General features: G+C 30.1%; 24 protein-coding genes. 18 read left to right on the plus strand and 6 right to left on the minus strand.

What is annotated here, in order from left to right:
* The first annotated feature begins 163 nt into the window (after window positions 1-163).
* Window positions 164-469 carry a hypothetical protein gene (locus MKX70_RS20055; protein WP_340840558.1) on the plus strand — a complete coding sequence of 102 codons (306 nt, stop codon included), beginning with the start codon at window positions 164-166 and terminating at the stop codon, window positions 467-469.
* 136 nt (window positions 470-605) lie between these two features.
* Complete coding sequence (locus MKX70_RS20060) at window positions 606-2,648, plus strand: recombinase family protein (RefSeq protein ID WP_340840559.1); 2,043 nt, start codon at window positions 606-608, stop codon at window positions 2,646-2,648.
* Between the two features lie 18 nt (window positions 2,649-2,666).
* On the opposite strand, the gene MKX70_RS20065 is transcribed toward MKX70_RS20060, so the two are convergent.
* Together MKX70_RS20065 and MKX70_RS20070 are read right to left on the minus strand one after the other, a co-directional pair.
* Window positions 2,667-3,062: a hypothetical protein gene (locus MKX70_RS20065; protein ID WP_340840560.1), complete on the minus strand. Its 396-nt coding sequence runs from the start codon at window positions 3,060-3,062 to the stop codon at window positions 2,667-2,669.
* Window positions 3,055-3,402, minus strand: coding sequence for a hypothetical protein (locus MKX70_RS20070; protein WP_340840561.1), 348 nt, complete (start codon window positions 3,400-3,402; stop codon window positions 3,055-3,057). The genes MKX70_RS20065 and MKX70_RS20070 overlap by 8 nt, the downstream gene beginning before the upstream one ends.
* 452 nt (window positions 3,403-3,854) lie before the next feature.
* On the opposite strand from MKX70_RS20070, the gene MKX70_RS20075 reads away from it, so the two are divergent.
* From MKX70_RS20075 to MKX70_RS20135, 13 genes are all read left to right on the plus strand, one after another.
* Window positions 3,855-4,733, plus strand: coding sequence for a copper amine oxidase N-terminal domain-containing protein (locus MKX70_RS20075; RefSeq protein ID WP_340840562.1), 879 nt, complete (start codon window positions 3,855-3,857; stop codon window positions 4,731-4,733).
* A gap of 847 nt (window positions 4,734-5,580) precedes the next feature.
* Window positions 5,581-5,904 (plus strand): hypothetical protein, encoded by a 324-nt coding sequence (locus MKX70_RS20080; RefSeq protein WP_340840563.1) that lies wholly within the window; start codon window positions 5,581-5,583, stop codon window positions 5,902-5,904.
* A gap of 149 nt (window positions 5,905-6,053) precedes the next feature.
* Entirely contained in the window at window positions 6,054-6,290 is a 237-nt protein-coding gene (locus MKX70_RS20085; protein WP_340840564.1) for a hypothetical protein, read from the plus strand.
* A complete protein-coding gene (locus MKX70_RS20090) occupies window positions 6,283-7,368 on the plus strand; it encodes a hypothetical protein (protein WP_340840566.1) in 1,086 nt (361 codons plus the stop codon). Before MKX70_RS20085 ends, MKX70_RS20090 begins: the two co-directional genes overlap by 8 nt.
* A 26-nt stretch (window positions 7,369-7,394) precedes the next feature.
* Window positions 7,395-9,635 carry an SF1B family DNA helicase RecD2 gene (recD2, locus tag MKX70_RS20095; protein ID WP_340840568.1) on the plus strand — a complete coding sequence of 747 codons (2,241 nt, stop codon included), beginning with the start codon at window positions 7,395-7,397 and terminating at the stop codon, window positions 9,633-9,635.
* Between the two features lie 179 nt (window positions 9,636-9,814).
* Window positions 9,815-10,189, plus strand: a complete 375-nt coding sequence (locus tag MKX70_RS20100) for a hypothetical protein (protein WP_340840569.1) — start codon at window positions 9,815-9,817, stop codon at window positions 10,187-10,189.
* 1 nt (window position 10,190) lies between these two features.
* On the plus strand, window positions 10,191-10,499 hold the full coding sequence (locus MKX70_RS20105) for a hypothetical protein (RefSeq protein ID WP_340840570.1): 309 nt from the start codon (window positions 10,191-10,193) through the stop codon (window positions 10,497-10,499).
* Between the two features lie 163 nt (window positions 10,500-10,662).
* Window positions 10,663-11,535 carry a copper amine oxidase N-terminal domain-containing protein gene (locus tag MKX70_RS20110; protein ID WP_340840571.1) on the plus strand — a complete coding sequence of 291 codons (873 nt, stop codon included), beginning with the start codon at window positions 10,663-10,665 and terminating at the stop codon, window positions 11,533-11,535.
* A 179-nt stretch (window positions 11,536-11,714) separates the two neighbouring features.
* Window positions 11,715-12,356 carry a hypothetical protein gene (locus MKX70_RS20115; protein ID WP_340840572.1) on the plus strand — a complete coding sequence of 214 codons (642 nt, stop codon included), beginning with the start codon at window positions 11,715-11,717 and terminating at the stop codon, window positions 12,354-12,356.
* A gap of 89 nt (window positions 12,357-12,445) precedes the next feature.
* The gene (locus tag MKX70_RS20120; RefSeq protein WP_340840573.1) at window positions 12,446-13,081 is read left to right on the plus strand and encodes a hypothetical protein; all 636 of its coding nucleotides are present in this window, start codon (window positions 12,446-12,448) and stop codon (window positions 13,079-13,081) included.
* Between the two features lie 126 nt (window positions 13,082-13,207).
* Window positions 13,208-13,702, plus strand: a complete 495-nt coding sequence (locus MKX70_RS20125) for a hypothetical protein (RefSeq protein ID WP_340840574.1) — start codon at window positions 13,208-13,210, stop codon at window positions 13,700-13,702.
* 157 nt (window positions 13,703-13,859) lie between these two features.
* Window positions 13,860-14,480, plus strand: a complete 621-nt coding sequence (locus tag MKX70_RS20130) for a hypothetical protein (protein WP_340840577.1) — start codon at window positions 13,860-13,862, stop codon at window positions 14,478-14,480.
* A gap of 20 nt (window positions 14,481-14,500) precedes the next feature.
* Window positions 14,501-15,079 (plus strand): hypothetical protein, encoded by a 579-nt coding sequence (locus MKX70_RS20135; RefSeq protein WP_340840578.1) that lies wholly within the window; start codon window positions 14,501-14,503, stop codon window positions 15,077-15,079.
* A gap of 43 nt (window positions 15,080-15,122) precedes the next feature.
* On the opposite strand, the gene MKX70_RS20140 is transcribed toward MKX70_RS20135, so the two are convergent.
* On the minus strand, window positions 15,123-15,995 hold the full coding sequence (locus MKX70_RS20140) for a DUF2034 domain-containing protein (RefSeq protein ID WP_340840579.1): 873 nt from the start codon (window positions 15,993-15,995) through the stop codon (window positions 15,123-15,125).
* Between the two features lie 242 nt (window positions 15,996-16,237).
* Window positions 16,238-17,170 carry a copper amine oxidase N-terminal domain-containing protein gene (locus MKX70_RS20145; protein ID WP_340840580.1) on the minus strand — a complete coding sequence of 311 codons (933 nt, stop codon included), beginning with the start codon at window positions 17,168-17,170 and terminating at the stop codon, window positions 16,238-16,240.
* A gap of 122 nt (window positions 17,171-17,292) precedes the next feature.
* On the opposite strand from MKX70_RS20145, the gene MKX70_RS20150 reads away from it, so the two are divergent.
* Both MKX70_RS20150 and MKX70_RS20155 read left to right on the plus strand, forming a co-directional pair.
* A complete protein-coding gene (locus MKX70_RS20150) occupies window positions 17,293-17,604 on the plus strand; it encodes a hypothetical protein (protein WP_340840582.1) in 312 nt (103 codons plus the stop codon).
* 627 nt (window positions 17,605-18,231) lie between these two features.
* Window positions 18,232-18,444, plus strand: a complete 213-nt coding sequence (locus MKX70_RS20155; protein ID WP_340840583.1) for a hypothetical protein — start codon at window positions 18,232-18,234, stop codon at window positions 18,442-18,444.
* Window positions 18,445-18,491: 47 nt separating this feature from the next.
* Here the strand turns inward: MKX70_RS20155 and MKX70_RS20160 are convergent, their stop codons facing one another.
* Window positions 18,492-18,965: a hypothetical protein gene (locus MKX70_RS20160; RefSeq protein ID WP_340840585.1), complete on the minus strand. Its 474-nt coding sequence runs from the start codon at window positions 18,963-18,965 to the stop codon at window positions 18,492-18,494.
* A gap of 105 nt (window positions 18,966-19,070) precedes the next feature.
* Between MKX70_RS20160 and MKX70_RS20165 the strand changes: the two genes are divergently transcribed.
* Window positions 19,071-19,397, plus strand: coding sequence for a hypothetical protein (locus tag MKX70_RS20165; RefSeq protein ID WP_340840586.1), 327 nt, complete (start codon window positions 19,071-19,073; stop codon window positions 19,395-19,397).
* 292 nt (window positions 19,398-19,689) lie between these two features.
* On the opposite strand, the gene MKX70_RS20170 is transcribed toward MKX70_RS20165, so the two are convergent.
* Entirely contained in the window at window positions 19,690-19,956 is a 267-nt protein-coding gene (locus tag MKX70_RS20170; RefSeq protein WP_340840587.1) for a hypothetical protein, read from the minus strand.
* Window positions 19,957-20,138: the final 182 nt, after the last annotated feature.

Genomic DNA, 20,138 nt, shown 5'->3' on the forward strand with positions numbered 1-20,138 from the left:
ACATTTTCCTCATCCTACCGGCCCAAATCCGGAATTGTTGTACTAAAGGCTGAATCGGATCAATGGATTAGATGGTTAGATTATCCTTATCTGTGATATAATTTTGAATTGATTGCGGGTGTATCTGAATTCATGAATTACTTATAAAGGAAGTGTAAATCTGATGACGAAGGAGAACCGGAACTCAGCGGACTTCAACTCCACCAAGGGCAAGGATTACTCCAAGTATTTTGATTTTACCGATGCTAAAGTGATAAGTGAGCAAGAGGGCAAGACCACCTATCGCATAAAAGGAAGAAACGTTCAGATAAACAGCCAGCCCGACTACAGGGAAGGCAAGCGCCGCGGCAAGGAAGAGATCGAGGTGCTCTACCATTTCGAGATTCCGCCGGAGATGGAGGATTTCGGCCAAGGCAAAACCTATCATATCACCACCTACGGCTGCCAATTGGTACAAAAAGCATTATAATTCATTTCCCAATGTCTTTTTATTTTATACACATATGCAATACGTTTGGATAAAAAAGCATTATTTATATTGATATAAGAATCAACATCCCTTATTGTTTTTTATAGGGATTTTTTTGTTTTTAGGGGGCGTATGCGTGAATAAGAAAATAAAGCGTTGTGTTATTTACCTTCGTGTATCTGATTATCAAAAGCAAGTTATAAATAAAGATGGTCAATCATTAGATTTACAATTAATTGAGTGCAAGCGATTTATGGAGGATAAAGGATATGAAATTGTTAAGGTCTTCCGAGAAGAAGGTCTTTCAGGTAAAACACAATTTCGTGACCAGTTCCAAGAAATGTTGCAATTCATAAATCAACGTAAAAATGATCCGAATGAAAAAATAACTGCTTGTACATTTTTTGCGCTTACTCGTCTTGGTCGTTCTGCTCGTTTGATACTTAATACCGTAGAATCGCTGAAAAGTATAGGTTGCCAAATATTCAGCGTTTCAGATGGAGCTAAGGATGGCGATGGAACTTCAAAGCTACTATTAACAATTCTAAGTGGTATGGCAGAGTATGAAGCATATCAGCTTGCAGAAAGAACGTTTCCTATGCAATTACATAAGGTTAAAACACAAGGTTCTTATCAGGGGAGTAGATACGTTTCATATGGTTACACATATAATAAAGGGGATAAAAAATTAACCGTAGTAGCTGAGGAAGCACGACAGGTAAAAATGATTTATGATTTTTTCTGCAATGGAATTGAGAACGATTATAACGTAGGACAATATAAGATAGCGAAGTATATGAACAGAATAGGTGAGAAGTGGATTAGGGACGGTTCTGAATGGACTTCTAAGCGTATAGCTGACATTCTAAGAAATGAACACTATATTGGAACTTATGTATTTAATCGTAAGGGAACAAAGTATAAAACAATAGATACCGAAGATTTTACAGAAACGAAATATGAAATGAGTAAAAAGAGTAAGAACTTCCGTCCAGTTAGAGAAACATTTGAAAAAGAAGAAAGCGAAATAGTACGATATGAAAATGCTCACGAAGCAATAATCTCTCATACAGTATGGATGATAGCTAAAAATAAAATTGAAAAAAATAAAAGACAACATCCATTGGATACTTCACGTACAACTAAGCATTTATTAAGTAAGCTCCTTTTCTGTCCAGATTGTAATGGTAAAATGACAGCAACAAAGATGTATAAAAAAGATAGGACATATGAAACGTATTATAAGTGTCAGTACGCTTCTGGTGGTGGAAATTGTAATTTTAACCTAATAAAAGAGGCTTATATACTACCAAGAATACTAGATGTCTTTTTTACTTATTATGAATTTTACATTAGGAGAGTTCTCCCTGATCTCCTTATGGATAGTCTAATGGCTAGTGAGAACATTATAGATAACGATAGTGACAAGATAGCCTCTATGGAGCTTCGTAAGGAACGATTGTATGAAGAACAGAGGAAATTAAGAAAAGAATATAATAATGAATTGATTGACGAAGAGTTTTATAAGATGGAAATGAAAACAATCACACAACAAATAAGTATCTTAAATAAAGAAATAGGAAATATAAATCACAGTAGCCAGGACAAGATAGTTAATAAAAATGAGATTGAACAGTTTGTTGATAAATTTTCTTCATTTAAAGATGTAAGATTATATTTCGATAATTTAGATAGACAAGGGCAAATTGAACTTTTGAGTAAATTAATATACAGAGTTGAATATGAGAAATATGAAGGACGTAAAGGTGAAAATTCATTTGCTATTACAAGTATTAAACTAAATAAAGAAATGATTCATAGTTATCAATCTTTCACAGAGAAATTGAATAAACTAGGGAAAACTAATCAACAATTATTTAAAAAGTTCAGTAAAATCCGTTATGAAGTGGCAGAACGATTGGGGCTTGGATCAAACGGATTACAACCTTTAATGAGAAAGATAATTGAAATAGAGGAAAGAGAAAACACGGTGTTGGTTGATTTAAATACAGGTGAAGAATTTGGTAATCTCACTAGTATGAATGACCAATTTAGGGAAGGTATTAAAAAACATAAAGCAATGCTTCTTCAAATGGATAAGAGTGAGCTTAGAGAATATCTTAGAAGCAATAAATTAGAATTCAATGTTGATACCTATTATGAAGAGTTAAGAAAATAAAAAAAAGCAGAGCGGGTATTATACCGACTCTGTTTTTTTGAATTTTATCTTACAATTTAAAATAGAATCAAGTTGATTGAAACTAAAAGTTTCACAATCAGACATTGCTTTAATTTCTTGAACTACACCATCAACTTTAACCTTCGTTATAACTTTGATTATAGATAAAAAGTAAAATATTGTAATATGCATCTCATTTTCATTTGTAATGAGGGCTTGGGATTTTCGTTGGCAAATACTTATATCTGCATATAAGATAGCGGTTATTGGAAGCAGGGAAGCTATAAGCCACACTGATCCATTAAAGAAGAAACAATAAATTGAAACTGGAATAAAACAAAGCAACGAAGCTAGGACTAATGAATAAATACGGTAAGTGAATTGAATATTTCCCTTATATAGAATTTCACTCAACAGCATCATATCCTTCAATTACAATAATATAGACACCTATTTTCTCAAATAACCTTTTGATAACTTCATACTCTCTTGTATGCATACTTATTGAGTGGTAACTGGGTATTAACAGCACTTGGAACATATCACTTGACTCAGCGGCTGAACGTAGCTGCTCGTTATCGTCTTTCTGGTCGGTTGTTTCTCTAAAGAAATAAGTAGTGTCAATCTCTATATTATGTTTTGCGGCGAAGCTATTTACGATATTCATCTTTTCTTCAAGTTGATATTTGTCTGCCGCTCGGCAATAAGCCCCCACATTTTTACCTTCTAAAAAACTCTCCAAATAATCAGCCATTTTCAACAACTCCCGAAAGTAGTTTTTTATCTAAGTAAATTATAAGATATAAGTATTGTAAAAGTAAATAGAATTAAGATGTAAAAATAAATAAATTTTATAAAATATAATGTATGGTATTTATTGAATTTAATGAATTACATTATATCTAATATAATAAATAAAGTATTATTTTAAATTTTATCGTGAGATACTTGACTGACGGCAGGAAGTTAAGTGAAGTTAAAAACAAAGAGGAATTAATGAGAAAGTCATTAAAATAATAGCAATAATAAATCAATAATATAAAATAATATATTTGATTTGTAAAAAAACGATAAATTTCAAAGAAAAAATTATTGGAGTGATAATCGGAGGTATTCATAAAATAATCAACATTTTATTATTATATTGTTTTATTCAGTAATGGAAGATAAAATGATATTATGAAATTATAACAAAGGGGTTATGAAATGAAATTTAAAAATTTAATTATTACTGCATTTTCTTTATCTTTAATTTTGTCTTCGGCAGGAAACGTCTTCGCTAATTCCACGGAATCAATTAATTCAGTAATTAAGCTTCAAATTGGTAGTAAAAAAGTCTATGTCAATAATGTAGAAAAGAACTCTTTACAAGTTGCTCCTTTTATAAAAAATCAAAGTGCATTAGTTCCAATAAGATTTGTTTCTGAAAATCTTAACGCCCAATTGGAATGGAATCCTCAGAAACAAGAAATTACTATTAATAAAGATTCAAAAAAAATGATATTAACGATTAATAAAAATGAAAGCATTGTAAATGGAAAGATCGTTAAAATGGACTCCTCAGCAACTCTTATTAATGGTACGACATTTGTTCCTATTCGATTTATTAGCGAAAATTTAAATGCAAGTGTAACTTGGGATCAAAAGACATCAACTATTGAAATTAAATCAATGAATTCTGAACCTTTCGAAGATAATACACCAACCACACCTGTAACAGAAGTAAATAATGAAAAGGATAGAGATGAAATTATAGCCGTTTTAACAAAAAACACAGTAGCAATGACAAACGATGATGTAGAAACTTTTATGAGTACATATAACACACTTGCTGAAAGTAAAGAAAAATTAGTGCAAGTATTTGCTAGTGACCCCAGTATATTTTCTGTTGAAAATGTAGAATTGACTAGTAATGACGGAATAAATGCTATTGTGAAATTTACTAGAATTCAAGAAAGAACAGGTATATACAACGGACAATTAGGTACTATTAAATTACGAATGACCGCCGATGTTAAGTTAATTAAAGTAAATGAACAGTGGAAAATCAATTCATTCACTAATTCAGTAGTTAAACCTTTTTAAGAATAATAAAAGACTGTGTTAAATGGTATTCAAATCCCCTTATATAATAAGGGGATTTTTTTGTTATTAATAAATTTGAATGTAACAAAATAGACGTGCCTATTAGCATGTCTATTTGTATACAATTATATTAGTTAGTAAACTAATCATTTTAGGGGTAGTGATTACTTAGATTAAAAATCGAAAGGGGGCTATCTTAATGACTACGATTATAACTTTTAACTTTGGTGTAGGCTGTGGTTGTTACTAAAATGACTGTTCCAAATCCTAACATTATATAAGAAAGTGTTTCTATTGGAAGATTGTAAATAGTCATTAAGATAGCCCCCTTTCGAAAAAATTAGGAGTGTGTTTTATAATACTTCTATTACGATGTAAGTATATAACTTAAGTTAAAATAAGTCAAATATAGTTTATTATATCCAGTTAAAGACAAAGAAGTTTAGCACGATAACTTTAAATCTTTCAGGTCTAAAAAAGAATTTGTTTTATTGAGAAAAAAGACTTTTGTTTTTTGATCATTTATATAGTATATGTGTAAATCTCTTTTACACTTAAAGATTATTTTAAAATGTAAAACAGCTTTACATTTGAAGATTGTTTTTTGAAATTATTTTTATTTTTTACTAAGAAAATACGGGTTTCAGACTTTTAATTATTTATATAGTATATGTGTAAATCTCCTTTACATTTAAAGGTTATTTTAAAATGTAAAGAAGTTTTACTTTTGAATAAAATATTAAACAAAGTAAAACTATTTTACGATGTTATGTAAATTTGACAAAATTAAAAATAATGCTAAAATCCATTATCGAAAAATAAAATTGAGTTTAGGGAGAGAATTAAAATGAGAAATCCAAGTGAAATGGCAATTGAAGTTATTAAAAAAGGTATTGTAGAATTTTTTGAAGCTGGTTACAAATACATTTATGTCTCAGGAGTATGCGCCATTATAGGAATGATTTTGATTGGTTTTGGTTACGGTGGTATTGGAACATTCATAGTCTTTGGGTTATCAATCTTAACCTTATTCGCGGCAATGATCGTTGGTCTAATCAAAAGTGTATCAGAAGCAATTATATTTTCTAAGAAGTTTGAAGATGATGACGACAAAAGGAATAAATCAGCACAGAAATACAAGCATACACAAGAAGTGAAAGCAAAAGCATAGTTAATCTGAAATAAAACCACTCTAATGGGTGGTTTTTTTATTTTTTTAAAGACAATAGTATAATATTTGACGAAAATTAAAAAACAATATAAAATTCTTTTACATTGTTGTAAAAATACAAAAATATAAAATACTAAGGAGTGGTTATAATGGAAGTTGCGAGTAATGATTATTTCATAGAAGGAGTAGAAAATAGAATTAATTTCGCAAAAAGACAATACATTGAAATGTGTATAGAAATTAGTTGTTTGAAGTTCGTTAATGATAATGCTGAAGATAATAAAATTAAACTTATTAAATTAGATTTAATGGCAAAGAATAAATACAAAGAAATCAAATTTTTAGAATCAAAGTTAAAAGAAGTTGAGGTGGCTGAAAATGTCTAATGAAATACGATTTAGTACCCTTCAATATATGAAGACTTTTCTAATGTTCGGTTGGATTCAAGAGTTAGCTAAGGAAAATAAAAATCCAGACGCTTCATTTGTATGGATGGTATTTATTAATTGGGTAGGCGACAATGTTGAGCAAATATCAATTGAGCATATCACCAGTGGTGAATTTTACTATGATTATCCAATTGGAAACATTGAGCGCATAAGAGAAGATTTTCAAATGTCTAAGCCTACTTTTGGTAAAGCATTAAATACTTTAATTGAAGCAGGTTTAGTTAGAAAGAGTAAAGGAGCAAATAACGCTGGAATATCCCGTTTATACTTCCCTATAAGTATTCCAGAACCTAGCGTACTAAGAATACCAAAGCATTTTTCATTAAAACATAGCGGAAATATTGATTATCAGATAAAGAAACGTACTCAGTTCCAACGAGACATTATAGCTTATAAGAAAGACAAGGATTATAAAAATGAAGATATTACAAAATACAAATTACTTCTCAATGATTATTTGCAAGATAAGCGAATTAAGCTTCAAGAACAATATATTATTTTGTTAGCTAAAAATGAAGTTGAAGTACATAAAGACTTTATTCGAAACGAAGCCTGTGAAAGGATAACTAAAATGATTCAACAATATGTATATCCATTTATGGTCGAGATAGCGATAAGTAATTTATATGAAAGAAAAGAGAAGATAGACTATGTGTTCAGAGAACTAAAAAAAGAACTTACACGATTGAAAAATGAAAACCAAAAAACAAAGGCTTATGCCGAGGAGGATAACTATATGAGTGATAATTTCGCGAATGATTTATTTAAGACAATTCAGGAAAGTGAAGATAATGAAATCAAAATCATTGAAGAAGAAATTAATAATTTTGACCACATTAATGGTTCTCACGAAAATTATAGATTATTGAAAAAAATGCTTAAAGAAGCAAAAAATAAACAGTTCAATAACATTTATGTAGATACAGAAGAACTCATTATTGATATTGAGAAAGAGTTGGAAGAAAAGTCAAGAACAGTTGAAGATTACGAGTATTTATATACAGATACAGATTAAAAATTACACAGGAGTGTGTTGTTAAAATGAATTACAATAATCAAATGATTGAAGGTTGCGTTGAAAAGGCGAAAGTATATAATAATAATTTCTATAGAATTCGAGTAAAAGACAGCAAAAATAAGAAATATACAATGGTAGGTAATGCGATTACGATAATTGAAGAGTTTCGATATTATAGATTTTCTTATTATACAAAGATTGACCCAAAGTATGGGGAATCAAAAGTATTTACAGATATAATGGAAATTGAAAAAAATGAGGAAATTGACGTAGTAAAGTTGATTTCCTCTAACATAGACGGTATTGGTAAGGCAACAGCAGAAGCGGTCTATAAAGCGTTAGGAACTAATGCAATGAACTTATTAATGGAGAATCCAGATATCATTAATACCATTGATTTAAAGGAAAAGAAGAAAGAACTGATAAAAGAGTATTTCACAAGTACCGAGCGAACAAATAGGATAATGTTACAACTTCAAGAGTTTGGACTAAGTTATAAAGAAAGTGCTGATTTCTTGGAGCAAAGTAATAAACGAGTATTTGACCCTATTGAAAAGATAAACCAAAATCCTTATGAATTGATTACATTTATTAATACAATTGGTTTTGAACAAGCGGATAGCATTGCAAAGAACATTGGTTTTAGACCAGACCATCCATTAAGATTAGAGAACTGCATATACTACCATTTAAAAAAGAGTGAGGAAAGTGGTAATTCTTATATGAATTACATTTCCCTTGTGGATAAAGTTCAGAGAACTATGCAGCTCTCACTCTCAAAAATTGAAAATATGATTGCTGACCTTGAACTAAGTAAATCTGACGATTTAGGTTATATAAAACATAATGAAGACATTTATCTTGAAAGAACATATCAAGTAGAAAAGTATCTACCTGAACTCCTACATAGAATAATGAATCAAAAGACAAAAGTAATTGAAGTGGATACATACATAGAAGCCTTTAATAAGGATAGTAAGATTCCATTAAGTGAGAAGCAAGCTGAAGCTGTTAAGACTGCACTAGACAGCAATATATCGCTTCTAACAGGTCGTCCTGGTGCTGGTAAGACACAAAGCCTTAAAGGGTTGATTTACTGCCTTGAAGCATTAAGGCTTGAATATAAACTTTGCGCTCCTACTGGTATGGCAAGCAAAAAAATGAAACAAGCCACTGGTAGAAAAGCTTCAACTATACATAAGTTACTTGAATGGGACGAAAGAACTAAAAAATTCACAAGAAACAAAGATAATAAAATTGAAGCCGAATTCTTTGTTATAGACGAAAGTAGTATGGTTAATATGTTTGTATTTGCGAATTTCCTCAATGCTATAGGCGAAAATTCAAAGATACTGTTTGTGGGTGATACGGATCAGCTCGAACCTGTGGGCATTGGTAAGGTCTTTAAAGATATGATTGATTCTAAAGCCTTCTATCATACTCATTTGGATAAAATATACCGCCAGGGAAAAGGTTCAACAATCACTGAAAATGCTAACCGATTATTAGATAGGCAACCATTGATTCTTAGACAAACAGAAGGGTTTATTGAAGACTTCTTTTATTTTGAAAGAAATAATACTGATAGTGTGAAATCTTGCATTCGAGGACTTATCAAAGAAGATTTAAATAACTACCGAAAATCAAAAGGGATTTCTGAATTTGATACATTGAAAGATATTCAAGTTCTAATGCCTAAAAGAGAAGATACACCTTTATCAGTGAAAGAATTCAACAAAGAGCTACAAGCCATATTGAATCCAAAGAATAATGATATACAGGATTACAGGGGCTTTAGATTAGGCGATAAAGTTATTCACTTAAAGAACATTGAAGCAAAAGACGTTATTAATGGCGATGTAGGCTTTATAACTAAAATCGAAAACAAATCTATATTCGTGCGTTTTGACGATAAAGATAACGATATAGAGTTTAAAGGCGAAGAAATAAATGCATTAGATTTGGCATACAGTTGTACCGTACATAAGAGCCAAGGTTCAGAATATCCGGTAGTTATTATACCTATAGTTGCCGAAGATACCTCAATGCTCTATCTGAATTTAGTTTATACAGCAATTACGAGAGGTAAGGCTATGGTTATAGTAGTAGGAGATATAAATGTCTTAAATCAAAGCCTATACGCTCGTAAGGAGCAAAGAAAAACTAAGCTGTGCCGTTTCATACAAGATAAGTTTAATATAAAAGTAGAAGAACAAATGACGTTAGAAATGGAATTATCAAGTTTATCATTTGAATGGAATTAGAGTGCTGAAAAGCACTTTTTTTTAATGTGAATAGTAATATTAGAAAATACAAATATAAACTTATGTTGGTTATTATCTTTTATTGAAAAATATAAAATTATAATAAGGTATTGACGAATTATATAAAATAAACTAGACTAATAAAGTAAACAAAATACATAAATCAAAGGGTGTTTAAAATGTCGATAAAATATGATTGGATTAAAGAAGATAATGAGTATAAAATGGTTAATTTCATAATAAGTGAAGTTAAAAAAGAAATTGGATTCCAATTTGAATACAAAGGTAAATTATTCTTTATTATTGGATTTACACTTAGTTGTACTAATGATTCGATTAATTTAGAGCAAAATGAACCAACCGTTTATGATTGGGATACAGAAGAGTTAAATGAAGAATTAAGCGAAATTGCTGACCATATTTTTGAGGATTTAGTTTGCTCTCATTATTACCGCGGAAAACACGCCTTGTTCCTTTTGAACTCAGCAGAAGAGTTTGGCTTATACAATAGGGACGAAGAAAAATTAGTGAATATTACTTATGAGGTGATATAAAATGTTAAACAAAGAAAAATATGAAAAAGCAGTTGTTTATTTAGAAGAAGAAAAAGAACTTTGTGAAAGGTATCTGCGAATTATAGACGGGGAAGAAATGCAAGAGGAAGCGGAAGAAGAAGAAGAAGAAGAAGAAGAAGAAGAAGAAGAAGAAGAAGAAGAAGAAGAAGAAGAAGAAGTTTCAGTTGAGGATAATTATTTCGATTATTTGACAGCATATGATCCAAGCGATGCAAGAAAATATTATGAAGGTCGTTTAGAGGGAATAGCTTCGGCATTATTCTATTTGGAGAGAATAAAAGAAAATTGACTAAGAGCAGAAATGCTCTTTTTTTATTTTATATAACAAATTTATATTTTTGTATTTTTCAAATAAGATTAATTTATTTGATTTATTTATACTTAAATTTAAATAATGTTTTTATGATTTTTAACTGATATAATTATTTGATAAAATATGACGAGGTGTATTTATGAACTTGAAAAAGCTCTTTGCAGCATCGGTCGCTTTATCTCTAATAATTTCAGTTCCACAAAAAATCTATGCGAATTCAGATCTTAATGAAAATAATATTATCAAACTTCAAATTGGTAGTAGTGTAGGTGAAATAAATAACTCAACAAAATTTAAGTTGGATTATGCTCCATATATTAAAAACAACAGTACTATGGTTCCTTTACGCTTCATTTCAGAAAATTTGAATGCAAATGTTAAATGGAATCAGGAAAAACAGGAAGTTACTATTGATAAAAATGGAAAGACAATCGTTTTAGTCATTAATAGTAAAAATATTATTGTAAATGATAAACCCAGTATTTTAGAAAATCCTCCAACTGTGTCAAAAAATATGACCTTTGTACCATTAAGATTTATTAGTGAAAATTTAAATGCAGAGGTTATTTGGAATCAAACTGATAAATCAATAATTATCAAATCACAGGGAGCCACAATTGAGGATAATGCTTCAAATTATACAGAAGAAGATCAAATCAAAGAAATTCTAGCATTGAATACAAAATATTTTAATGACAGAGATGCGGTGAAATTTCTCACTACATTTTCAGCTCCTAAAGAAACTGTTGCGCAGTTAAAGACATATTTTGAAACGCAAAGTGTTATTTACATTGTTGATGATGTGAAAGATATTAAGATTACTAATAAAAAAGCAACCGCATTATTTACACGCATAACAGAAATTTCATATGTTAGTAATGATGTAACTTATACTACTATGAAACAAAAAGTTTATTTTGATGCTACATTAGATAAAGTTAATGGTGAATGGAAAATAAACCAATTAAAATATATCAAAATGGAAGATTTGCTTGCAGAGAATCCTTCATAAAATAAAACATACATAAAAACAAAAAGGAGGGCAGAAATGTTCTCTTTTTTTATTAGCCTGAATGCTTATTTCTTAGTATTAGAAAAGGCTACACTAAGCGAACTGGCAGGATTGTTAAATTCACTTCACGAACTCTTTATAGTCTTATTGTATTAATAAAAATTATTGGAGTGATTTGAATGATGGAACAGGATCTTATAATCAGGCACAAGATTTTTTTTGAGAATTTTTTTCAAACGGAAGAAGAACTTGAGCTGTTTATAACAGCTAAACTTAATTGTTCTAATGTGTTACCACGAAGAATGATAAATACTGTACAAAGATTAGTAACTCTATCAGACGAGATTGAAATTATTAGACCTGGCAGAAGAGATCTTAGTATTTTCTTTATTATCACTTGTATTGAAGCGTTATTCACATTTCTTCCAACTAAAATTCAGAAGCAAGAAATGGTAATTCAAATGTACGAGAAACATTTAAATGAAACGGATAGAAAGACAATTGAACAAAGTATTAATGTTTCTCTAGTTGATGACACTATGTTTTATAAACCAGAAATCAGCATTTCTGAATTTGCACTGTTACTAAGCTCTATTAGAAATAATGTTGCTCATGAGGGTAACTATTGGTCATTTCATTTTAATGAAGAAGGCTATGAAGGGCGTACATTAAACATCGTTAAGTCAAAGCTAATTAAAGATGAAGGATATAAAAATATTTCATATGAAGTCAGTCTTACATATAATCAGTTTAGGGATATTACAGTACGAACATTAATTTTATTTATAGAAGATTATTTCCAAACGATTCAACACGAGTAAGGCATTCGACAATGTATCAAATCATTATTCCTGAGCTAATGAAAATAACAATACGTTAAATAAAAAATCTAAAGGGGTATATTGGGAAAATGAAATTTGGTGAAGTATTCGATATAAACGATGTTATTTCCAGGTGGATTATTCAATTCTACTCAATAAGTAATGATATTCTTTTTACCAATTCTAAAATTGAAGAACACTCCAATAGAGAAGATCACTCCGCATTGTCATTATATTTTTTTAGATTAGCTTCTTCTCATTTAAAAGAAGCAGTGGATTTTCTTGAAGATTCAATGCAGCATGAGGAAATAATTAATTTTATTTCTATGTTTAACGATGAAGACAAACAGGACTTTAACGATTTATTAAAGGTTTTTGATACCGAGAAGGAAAAGAAAACATACACAAACTTAAATAACTTTCGGAACAACTCATTTCACTATCCCAAATTAGATAATAAGGACTTAAAACAAGTCATAAAAAAGGTGAAAGATAATGAATTAGAATTGTTTAAAATTATTGATGGATCTGAGAGAGCTTTATTTTCAGATTTAATATCAACACATTTGGTGTTTAAATACCTTGGAGAAGGAAAGAATCTAAAAAATTCACTTAATACTTTATCTAAGGCAGCGTCAATTCTATTAAGACTTAGAAAAACAGTATTTAAATACTTTATAGAGATTAAGAAACCTGATTTTGAGATAATTTATGAAGAGATTTGATAGTTACCGTTAGATAAAAATCAGCAGGAGGAGATTGAAATATTAAGTATTACATTAGATACCAATTCACTAATTGATGTTGAAGAAAAACGAGATGGATATCAGAATATACTCAAACTTAAAGAATTGAAAGAGCAGAATATTATTAATGTTAGATTGGTCGCAGTATCAGCGTCCGAAAAGTACATAGATGGAAAGAAAATAGATAATTATGATATATTCGAAAGATTTATTGAATCAATAGGATTTAGCGATTTTGAACATCTTTACCCATTCTTAATTTGGAATGTAACGTTTTGGGGGAAGAGCATTTGGGCATCTAAAAATATGATCGAACTGGAAGAAAACATACATAATATCCTTTTTCCTAATATTCAATATGAATACACAAATTATTGTGCAGCCAATAATATTACTCAAAGTAATGAACTTGATAAGAAATGGCTTAATTCAAGATGTGATTCCATTGTAATGTGGTCACATATGTATTACTCTGGGGATATTTTTATAACACGAGATAATAACTTTCATAAGAAGGAGAAAAAGAAAAGATTATTGGAATTAGGAGCGAAAAATATTTTCACACCAGCAGAGGCTTGTGATTATTTGGCGAATAAATAGAATTAAGAATCTATGATAATTTTGATAAAAAATTTAAAATATAACTATGATTACTAAGAGCAGAAATGCTCTTTTTATTTTTGTTAAAATTTTAAAAAAATTAACTTCTGTATTAAAATTATAATAAGAAAACATTTTAATAATAGGAGTGATTAAAATGGCAGAGTATCAAAATAATGAAATTATAAAAGTGTATCGTGATAAAAAGATAATTTTTAGTTTAGCTGACTTAATGACCAATAAGTTAAATCCGAAGCAATACAAAATCAATTTAAGGCTTATTCCTCTGAATGTAGATAATAAAGCCAATAAAGAAGGAAACCTTGACCATTATCTTGATGTTCTTGTAATGAAGCGTGTGTGTTTCCACATACTGAACGGTTCGTTAGATAGGCTCTTTAATAAGACAGAAGACATTAGAGGTAAGAAAATCCCTTGTTATAAGGATATGAAGGGAACTATCACGAACGGTCACGTACTATCACGTATCTTCACTTTGGCTTATGACGATAAAGGGAATCTGAATTTTAAGTTAAGCAAACACAGTGGTAAGCAAACCGATCAGGGGGCGATTACACCGACTTCAGGACCCATTAGACAAGCGTATATCGCACTTACACCTGAAGAAGCTGAGCTGGTCGCAATCGGCGTTCAAGATTATATGAATCAAAAAGAAATAATCCAATTTAAACAATACCATATGAAAACAATAACCCATACTGCCAACAACCAAAGAGAGATTAACCAAATAACGCAAGGAACATACGAGGGAGCCTAACGGCTTCCTGGTTTGTTTTTATGAGACTTATAGCGTTAGACGGTGCAACACGCACTGGTTACTCAATATGGAACATAACAAGCGAGAGGGTGGTTTTAGAACAGTATGGTGCTATTCAGCTTAAACACTGTAAAAAGGATTATTTAACTATTCAGGAGTTGGGTCAATATTTGGATTTAATTATAGAGCAAGATGATTTTGTTGTTATTGAGGACATTTATGGACGCTTTTATAAAGCAATGAAATTTCTAATTAAACTTCAATTTTTCTTACAGTCTTACCTTCAACAAAAGGGCATACAGTTCGCTGATCCGATTCCTGTGAGTGAATGGAAAGGTTCAGTCGGAAAAGCAGCTACAAAGAACAAAGAGGTTGCACCAGCAACCGGAATTAAAGGCTTATTTGAAGTTAAAGAGGTTGATAAGGAAACAAGTATTAGCATAGTTAAAGGGCTTTTAAACAGTTTTGACGACATAGACGACAATATGAGCGACAGTATTCTAATCGCTATTTATTACATAAGATTCGTGTTGAATATTGAAATAGAAATAGATTTTAGTAAAGCTAAGAAAATAAATTATGGAGTGGGTAAGAAATAATGAATGAAACTCGTCAGACAAATACTATTTACTCCATAAATTGTTACATAACATCATTATCAGCGAAAATTTGTTCAATATATTCTTTATTTAGTTGCAAAAGATCACTAATGTCCCATAATAAAATTGGACCCTCATTGGCAGCATCGTAAGAACCTTGTGTATATCCAGTCAAAGCAATAAGGATACCGAGAGAAGCTCTTTGACTATAAACCGTTCCGATTAACTCTCTAACTATTGCGGGTCCAACTGGTTTTTTATACTGCTTACATTGAACAATGATTTTGTGATTGTTATGATGCATTATTATATCCACGCCTTTATCCCCGGTGGCTTTGGTAACTCTCGCAACAAATCCCTCTCTAGAAAAAATATTAGAAACCTCTTTTTCAAACTCCTGCCACGATAAATTTTGCCAAAAATCCATTTTATTCTTTGAGAAACTCCTTATTGCCTGACAATATTTGCTACACTTTTTCACTCTACTAGAGAATGTTACATAGCACGACCGGAAAAAGGCTGATATGGGTATTGCTAATATAGCACCAGGACCACATATACTTATTAAAAGCCCTGACCATACCTCATCTGAACTGATATCAAGTAAATACCAACCGTAAGCAAATAATAATAACCCTGTAATGCCTCCTAGAAATGACGATATCCCCATAAAAATACCTATTCTTTTAAAATAATTAGCTGATATTCCGTAATCTTCAAATGTTGGTGGAACTGATATTTCTTCATTAGCAAGCTTGGATTTTTCGTGCATAAGTTTAAATACTTCTAATGAGGCGTATTGAGCGATATTTCCAGCTAATTCTGAGTCGAGATAGTATTTTGCAATATCGTCCTTTTTACCGCCAGCTTGAATTTTTGCAATATTAAATTTGTCTATAGATTTCTTAATTTTCATTTTAGACACTCCGATGATTTTTTTGTTCTTCATTATCATCTAATATATTCTTCGGATTTAAGACTTTCTTCTCTTGGTATTTAATATTTTGCTATTAGCTTAAGAAAGTATTATATATAATGTTTCATTTTTGTTGAAATTACTATTATTCAGAATGCTGTAGTAAATAAAAGCAATATAACCCCCCTACAGCATAATAGGAGGGCGGCTGTATAGAAACCTATAATGTAAAGTTCTTTGAATTATTTTTTAAGTAGATTTGTCGTACCTTTATTACTAAGTCTATAAACTTTCCATTCCCCATTAACTTTGACAAAAGAGGTATCAAAAACAATTTTCATATGGACCTCTAAGTATTTTTCTGGTTCAACTTTGTTAAAATCAAATGCATATCTTTTAGCAATCCTGGTAACAAGGGCGGTTGCTTCGGAACCTTTGACCGATATATCACTTACGTTATCAATTGAATATTCCATATCATAGGTATCAAAATTAGATTGTAGTTGCTCCTTTGTTTCAGTAGGTTTATAGGTAATACGTAATACGCCAGCAGCATCCTTATTATTTAAATAATCAATATGTGTTTGGATTACTTCTCTTATTTGTTCTTCATCTGTTTTAGCATTTGGTGTTACAGGTTTAGTATTCGTTCCAGCATTAGAAGTAGTTACAGTATTAGAAGTAGCGGCAGCATCAGAAGTAGTGCCAGCACCTGATTGTGTCTGTATGGTAATTGATTGGCTTTTTTGTTCCCAAGTAAGAGATACGTTTAAATTTTCACTAACAAAACGCAAAGGGACAAAAGTAGCACCACCAACAATTAGAGCTGGTGATTCTAAGGACTGAATAGAATCATTAATTTTTACTTGCTTATCATTGACTTTTAAAGTGATTATTTTGTCGTCTTTTGTAATAGTAACTACTTTATTCTTCTGATCCCATTGAACACCAGCATTTAATTGCTCCGATATAAAGCGTAAAGGTATATAAGTAGAATTATCCTTGATAAAAGGTGACTGCAACAACTGAGCGCTTTGTGTTTCATTAATCACGACTGTTTTACTGCCAATTTGCAATTTTAATTTTAAGGAATCACTAGCTGCTGAAACAGAATAAGTCGTGAGGGTAGAAAACACCAATGGAATTAACATTGCTTTGATAAGTTTTTTTCTCATAATACACCTCTATGTACTTTATTTAGGCTTATTGTAGCACGATTTAAGTGGGATTTCTGTATTTTTGATAATCGAGTTATAATTTAGAGTATATAAAATTAACCATATAGGAGTGGTGTAAAATGTTTGAATTACAATTTATGAATAACAAAGAAGAAGTATTAACTAATGAAGTCATAGAGTATATTAATCAAAATGGAAAAGATATAAAAGCGATTGGGATAAATACATCATTTTTTTCTGATAAAGCAGCAGCAAACGAAAGTGTAGAGAAGATTCAAAAAGAATCGGAACTATATGACATTATAATTTTAGCAAGTGACCGGGAAAATACATCAAGGCAAGATACATACGGTAAGCCAGTGATTATTCACCTTGAAGTTGGAAAGCGTTTAGTTGAGAAACAATTTAATTTCATTATTGAACCTTTATAAAGCAAAGGTTGGAAAGAAAGTCAATATATTATGGGGAAGACTGAGTAACATTTAAATTTGATTTGATACATTATATTAGTAATTTGAATAGTGTTTTGAGATTGTGATTACTTGTGAATTTGTTAGTTTAAATGGTATTACATTATGTAGATAAAAATTTGGATTGCAAATGCGCTTTACAATTATAATTTTTTTGTAATGTAAAACCTGTTTTATTTTAAAGTATTCGGTAAATGTAAATTTGATTTACCCATATATTATATAAAAAACAAAAAAAAGTTTTTTTTAAAACTGTTTTTGTATTGTGGTTTAAAACAATTTTTTATCTAGCTAAAGAATGGTTTTTTAAATACACTATTAAGTAATTTAAAAAAATGAAAAGATAGCTTATTAATAAAAAGACTGTTTAAAAGACTATAATGCACCAGAAGCGTTTTAAGCGTTCAAAATGATTATGGAGATAAGAGTCGCTGAACTTTGAATAATACACCAGAATGGCAACCAGAAGGTTTGGTAACGAGCTGAACCTTACTATTAACACTTGGAAATCAACATCAAAACAGAAGTATATGAATTTTCTGCGGTTTACGGTATCATCGAGCTACCAAAAAACTGGAGGGGATTTATTTGTTTGATTTCAATGAGATAGAAAAGAGAATACTATCAGAAATTTTCGAAATGAAAATCAATGATAAATTAGTTATGACGCAAAAAGGGATTATGAGGAATAGAAAATTAATCGTTAAGCAGGACGAGTTAGACACTCTTGATACTAATGAAATGAATTATTTAAATGGAATGATGGAACGAATTAATGCAGGAAAGTTAGTAATAGCTTAATGAAAAGCAAAGAGAGGGCTTGCGCCCTCTCTTTTTGTTGCTCTGATTTACTTCTTAACTTCTTCTTTCTTGATTTCTTCTTTTTTATCGGATTCTTCTTTCTTTCCGTCCAGTTCCTCAATATACAATTTTTCTTGAATTGGTGGCTGGGCAATAATTAGACCGTCTTTATCAATCTCTACTTGGATAGAGCCTACACCATTCTCTAAATCAAATCCAATGCTTCTGAAGAATGGAGTAGCCGTTACATAAAGGGTTTTTGTCTTCTCAATGAAATTAACCTTAATTGCTCTAGGATCTTCTTCCTCTTTTTCATTCTTGTTTGTATCCAACACCTTTATTGCAATTTTTCCACTCTTTTTGTCGAAGCCGATCTGAACGTATTTATTTGCGGTAATTTCTTTTTTCTCCGTTAATTTTTTATTAAACGTTATGCGACCCGATTTAGCAATATTAATACTAGGTTCTTTATTAATACTGCGAGTAGTAGCTTTACTAAAATCGAAAAAATCAAAATCCATTATAATCACTCTCCGTTTTCTGAATTTTTAACTTTAATGCTAATATAAAGTATTGCAAAATAAAAATCAAGCTAAAATTATAAAAATATAAATGGAGTGATTTAAATGAATAATATTAATGAATCGGATATTATGCTATTTATTATTAAATACAGGGAGGCGATAGTAGAATACAAGAAAAAACAAGAAGAAAACTCAGGTGAGAAGTTCTATATAATTGGATTGGATAGGGGCGCAAAAGAATTGAAAAATACATTTTTGGAATTATGGAATTCATTTGCGGATTTTTATTGTTACAGAAAGGATTTAGCAGATTCACTTTTTAAGAAAGTATTAAATAAATCATTTGAAGAAATAGACGAAGTATTTACTAAGATAATAATTGATATTAGACTAGGCGAAAAAATTGAATCAGGATTTTATGACGATTAACCTCCATTGGAGGTTTTTTTCAGTAACAAATAAAAGGTGGTGAGGTGATATGTTACGTATATACGATAAAGATTATACTCTCGAAGAACTAGAAAAGATAATCGGGAGTGATTTAAAGCAAATAACATAAGACAAATAAACAAAATACTAAGTCAAGAGTCAAGATTATTCGAGTTTGGTGATTCTGTGTCAGCATTAGGATTTAGTGAAGAAAAGATAATTGAATTTATAGTTAATTTAACGGTTATGAACGAAAAACAAGTAATGAAAAACATCGCCTTTGGTAGAGGACTTATTTTTTTTGTCCATTTTTCTTCAACAATTGAACAATGTGCTTACCATAATCAGATAAAGCATATTCAATTTTTCTTCCGTTAGTGCTTTCATTAATAATCATAGAGGCTTCCAATTTTATCATTGCCACACGAATTGAATGTATTTGAATTTTGCATTCTACTTCTCCTCTTTTGTATTTCATTTCCTGATTTCGAATATTTTCTTTCCAGTAAATCGCATCAGGTGTATCAAAAAATAGCTTGTAAAAGATTAATTTAGTCATTTTATCTAAATTATTGAATAATTCATTAATTGGTATTGCGTCCTTTATAATTACCACTCCTAAATGATAAATTTATATACAATTAATTATACATTAATAATTAAAATGGATAAATTTTGATAAAATACACATCCCTTTTATAATTCTGTATCATTTGAATTTAGAGTTATTTAAGGAGTGAA

The sequence above is a fragment of the Paenibacillus sp. FSL R7-0312 genome, assembly GCF_038004445.1.
Classification (GTDB): Bacteria; Bacillota; Bacilli; order Paenibacillales; family Paenibacillaceae; genus Paenibacillus_AQ.

Bases quoted from the DNA above. Each gene is read 5' to 3' on its own strand.
- MKX70_RS20055 (WP_340840558.1), top strand. From the start codon at position 164: ATGACGAAGGAGAACCGGAACTCAGCGGACTTCAACTCCACCAAGGGC.
- MKX70_RS20070 (WP_340840561.1), bottom strand. From the start codon at position 3,402: ATGGCTGATTATTTGGAGAGTTTTTTAGAAGGTAAAAATGTGGGGGCT.
- MKX70_RS20075 (WP_340840562.1), top strand. From the start codon at position 3,855: ATGAAATTTAAAAATTTAATTATTACTGCATTTTCTTTATCTTTAATT.
- MKX70_RS20080 (WP_340840563.1), top strand. From the start codon at position 5,581: ATGAGAAATCCAAGTGAAATGGCAATTGAAGTTATTAAAAAAGGTATT.
- MKX70_RS20085 (WP_340840564.1), top strand. From the start codon at position 6,054: ATGGAAGTTGCGAGTAATGATTATTTCATAGAAGGAGTAGAAAATAGA.
- MKX70_RS20090 (WP_340840566.1), top strand. From the start codon at position 6,283: ATGTCTAATGAAATACGATTTAGTACCCTTCAATATATGAAGACTTTT.
- recD2 (WP_340840568.1), top strand. From the start codon at position 7,395: ATGAATTACAATAATCAAATGATTGAAGGTTGCGTTGAAAAGGCGAAA.
- MKX70_RS20100 (WP_340840569.1), top strand. From the start codon at position 9,815: ATGTCGATAAAATATGATTGGATTAAAGAAGATAATGAGTATAAAATG.
- MKX70_RS20105 (WP_340840570.1), top strand. From the start codon at position 10,191: ATGTTAAACAAAGAAAAATATGAAAAAGCAGTTGTTTATTTAGAAGAA.
- MKX70_RS20110 (WP_340840571.1), top strand. From the start codon at position 10,663: ATGAACTTGAAAAAGCTCTTTGCAGCATCGGTCGCTTTATCTCTAATA.
- MKX70_RS20115 (WP_340840572.1), top strand. From the start codon at position 11,715: ATGATGGAACAGGATCTTATAATCAGGCACAAGATTTTTTTTGAGAAT.
- MKX70_RS20120 (WP_340840573.1), top strand. From the start codon at position 12,446: ATGAAATTTGGTGAAGTATTCGATATAAACGATGTTATTTCCAGGTGG.
- MKX70_RS20130 (WP_340840577.1), top strand. From the start codon at position 13,860: ATGGCAGAGTATCAAAATAATGAAATTATAAAAGTGTATCGTGATAAA.
- MKX70_RS20135 (WP_340840578.1), top strand. From the start codon at position 14,501: ATGAGACTTATAGCGTTAGACGGTGCAACACGCACTGGTTACTCAATA.
- MKX70_RS20140 (WP_340840579.1), bottom strand. From the start codon at position 15,995: ATGAAAATTAAGAAATCTATAGACAAATTTAATATTGCAAAAATTCAA.
- MKX70_RS20145 (WP_340840580.1), bottom strand. From the start codon at position 17,170: ATGAGAAAAAAACTTATCAAAGCAATGTTAATTCCATTGGTGTTTTCT.
- MKX70_RS20150 (WP_340840582.1), top strand. From the start codon at position 17,293: ATGTTTGAATTACAATTTATGAATAACAAAGAAGAAGTATTAACTAAT.
- MKX70_RS20160 (WP_340840585.1), bottom strand. From the start codon at position 18,965: ATGGATTTTGATTTTTTCGATTTTAGTAAAGCTACTACTCGCAGTATT.
- MKX70_RS20165 (WP_340840586.1), top strand. From the start codon at position 19,071: ATGAATAATATTAATGAATCGGATATTATGCTATTTATTATTAAATAC.
- MKX70_RS20170 (WP_340840587.1), bottom strand. From the start codon at position 19,956: ATGACTAAATTAATCTTTTACAAGCTATTTTTTGATACACCTGATGCG.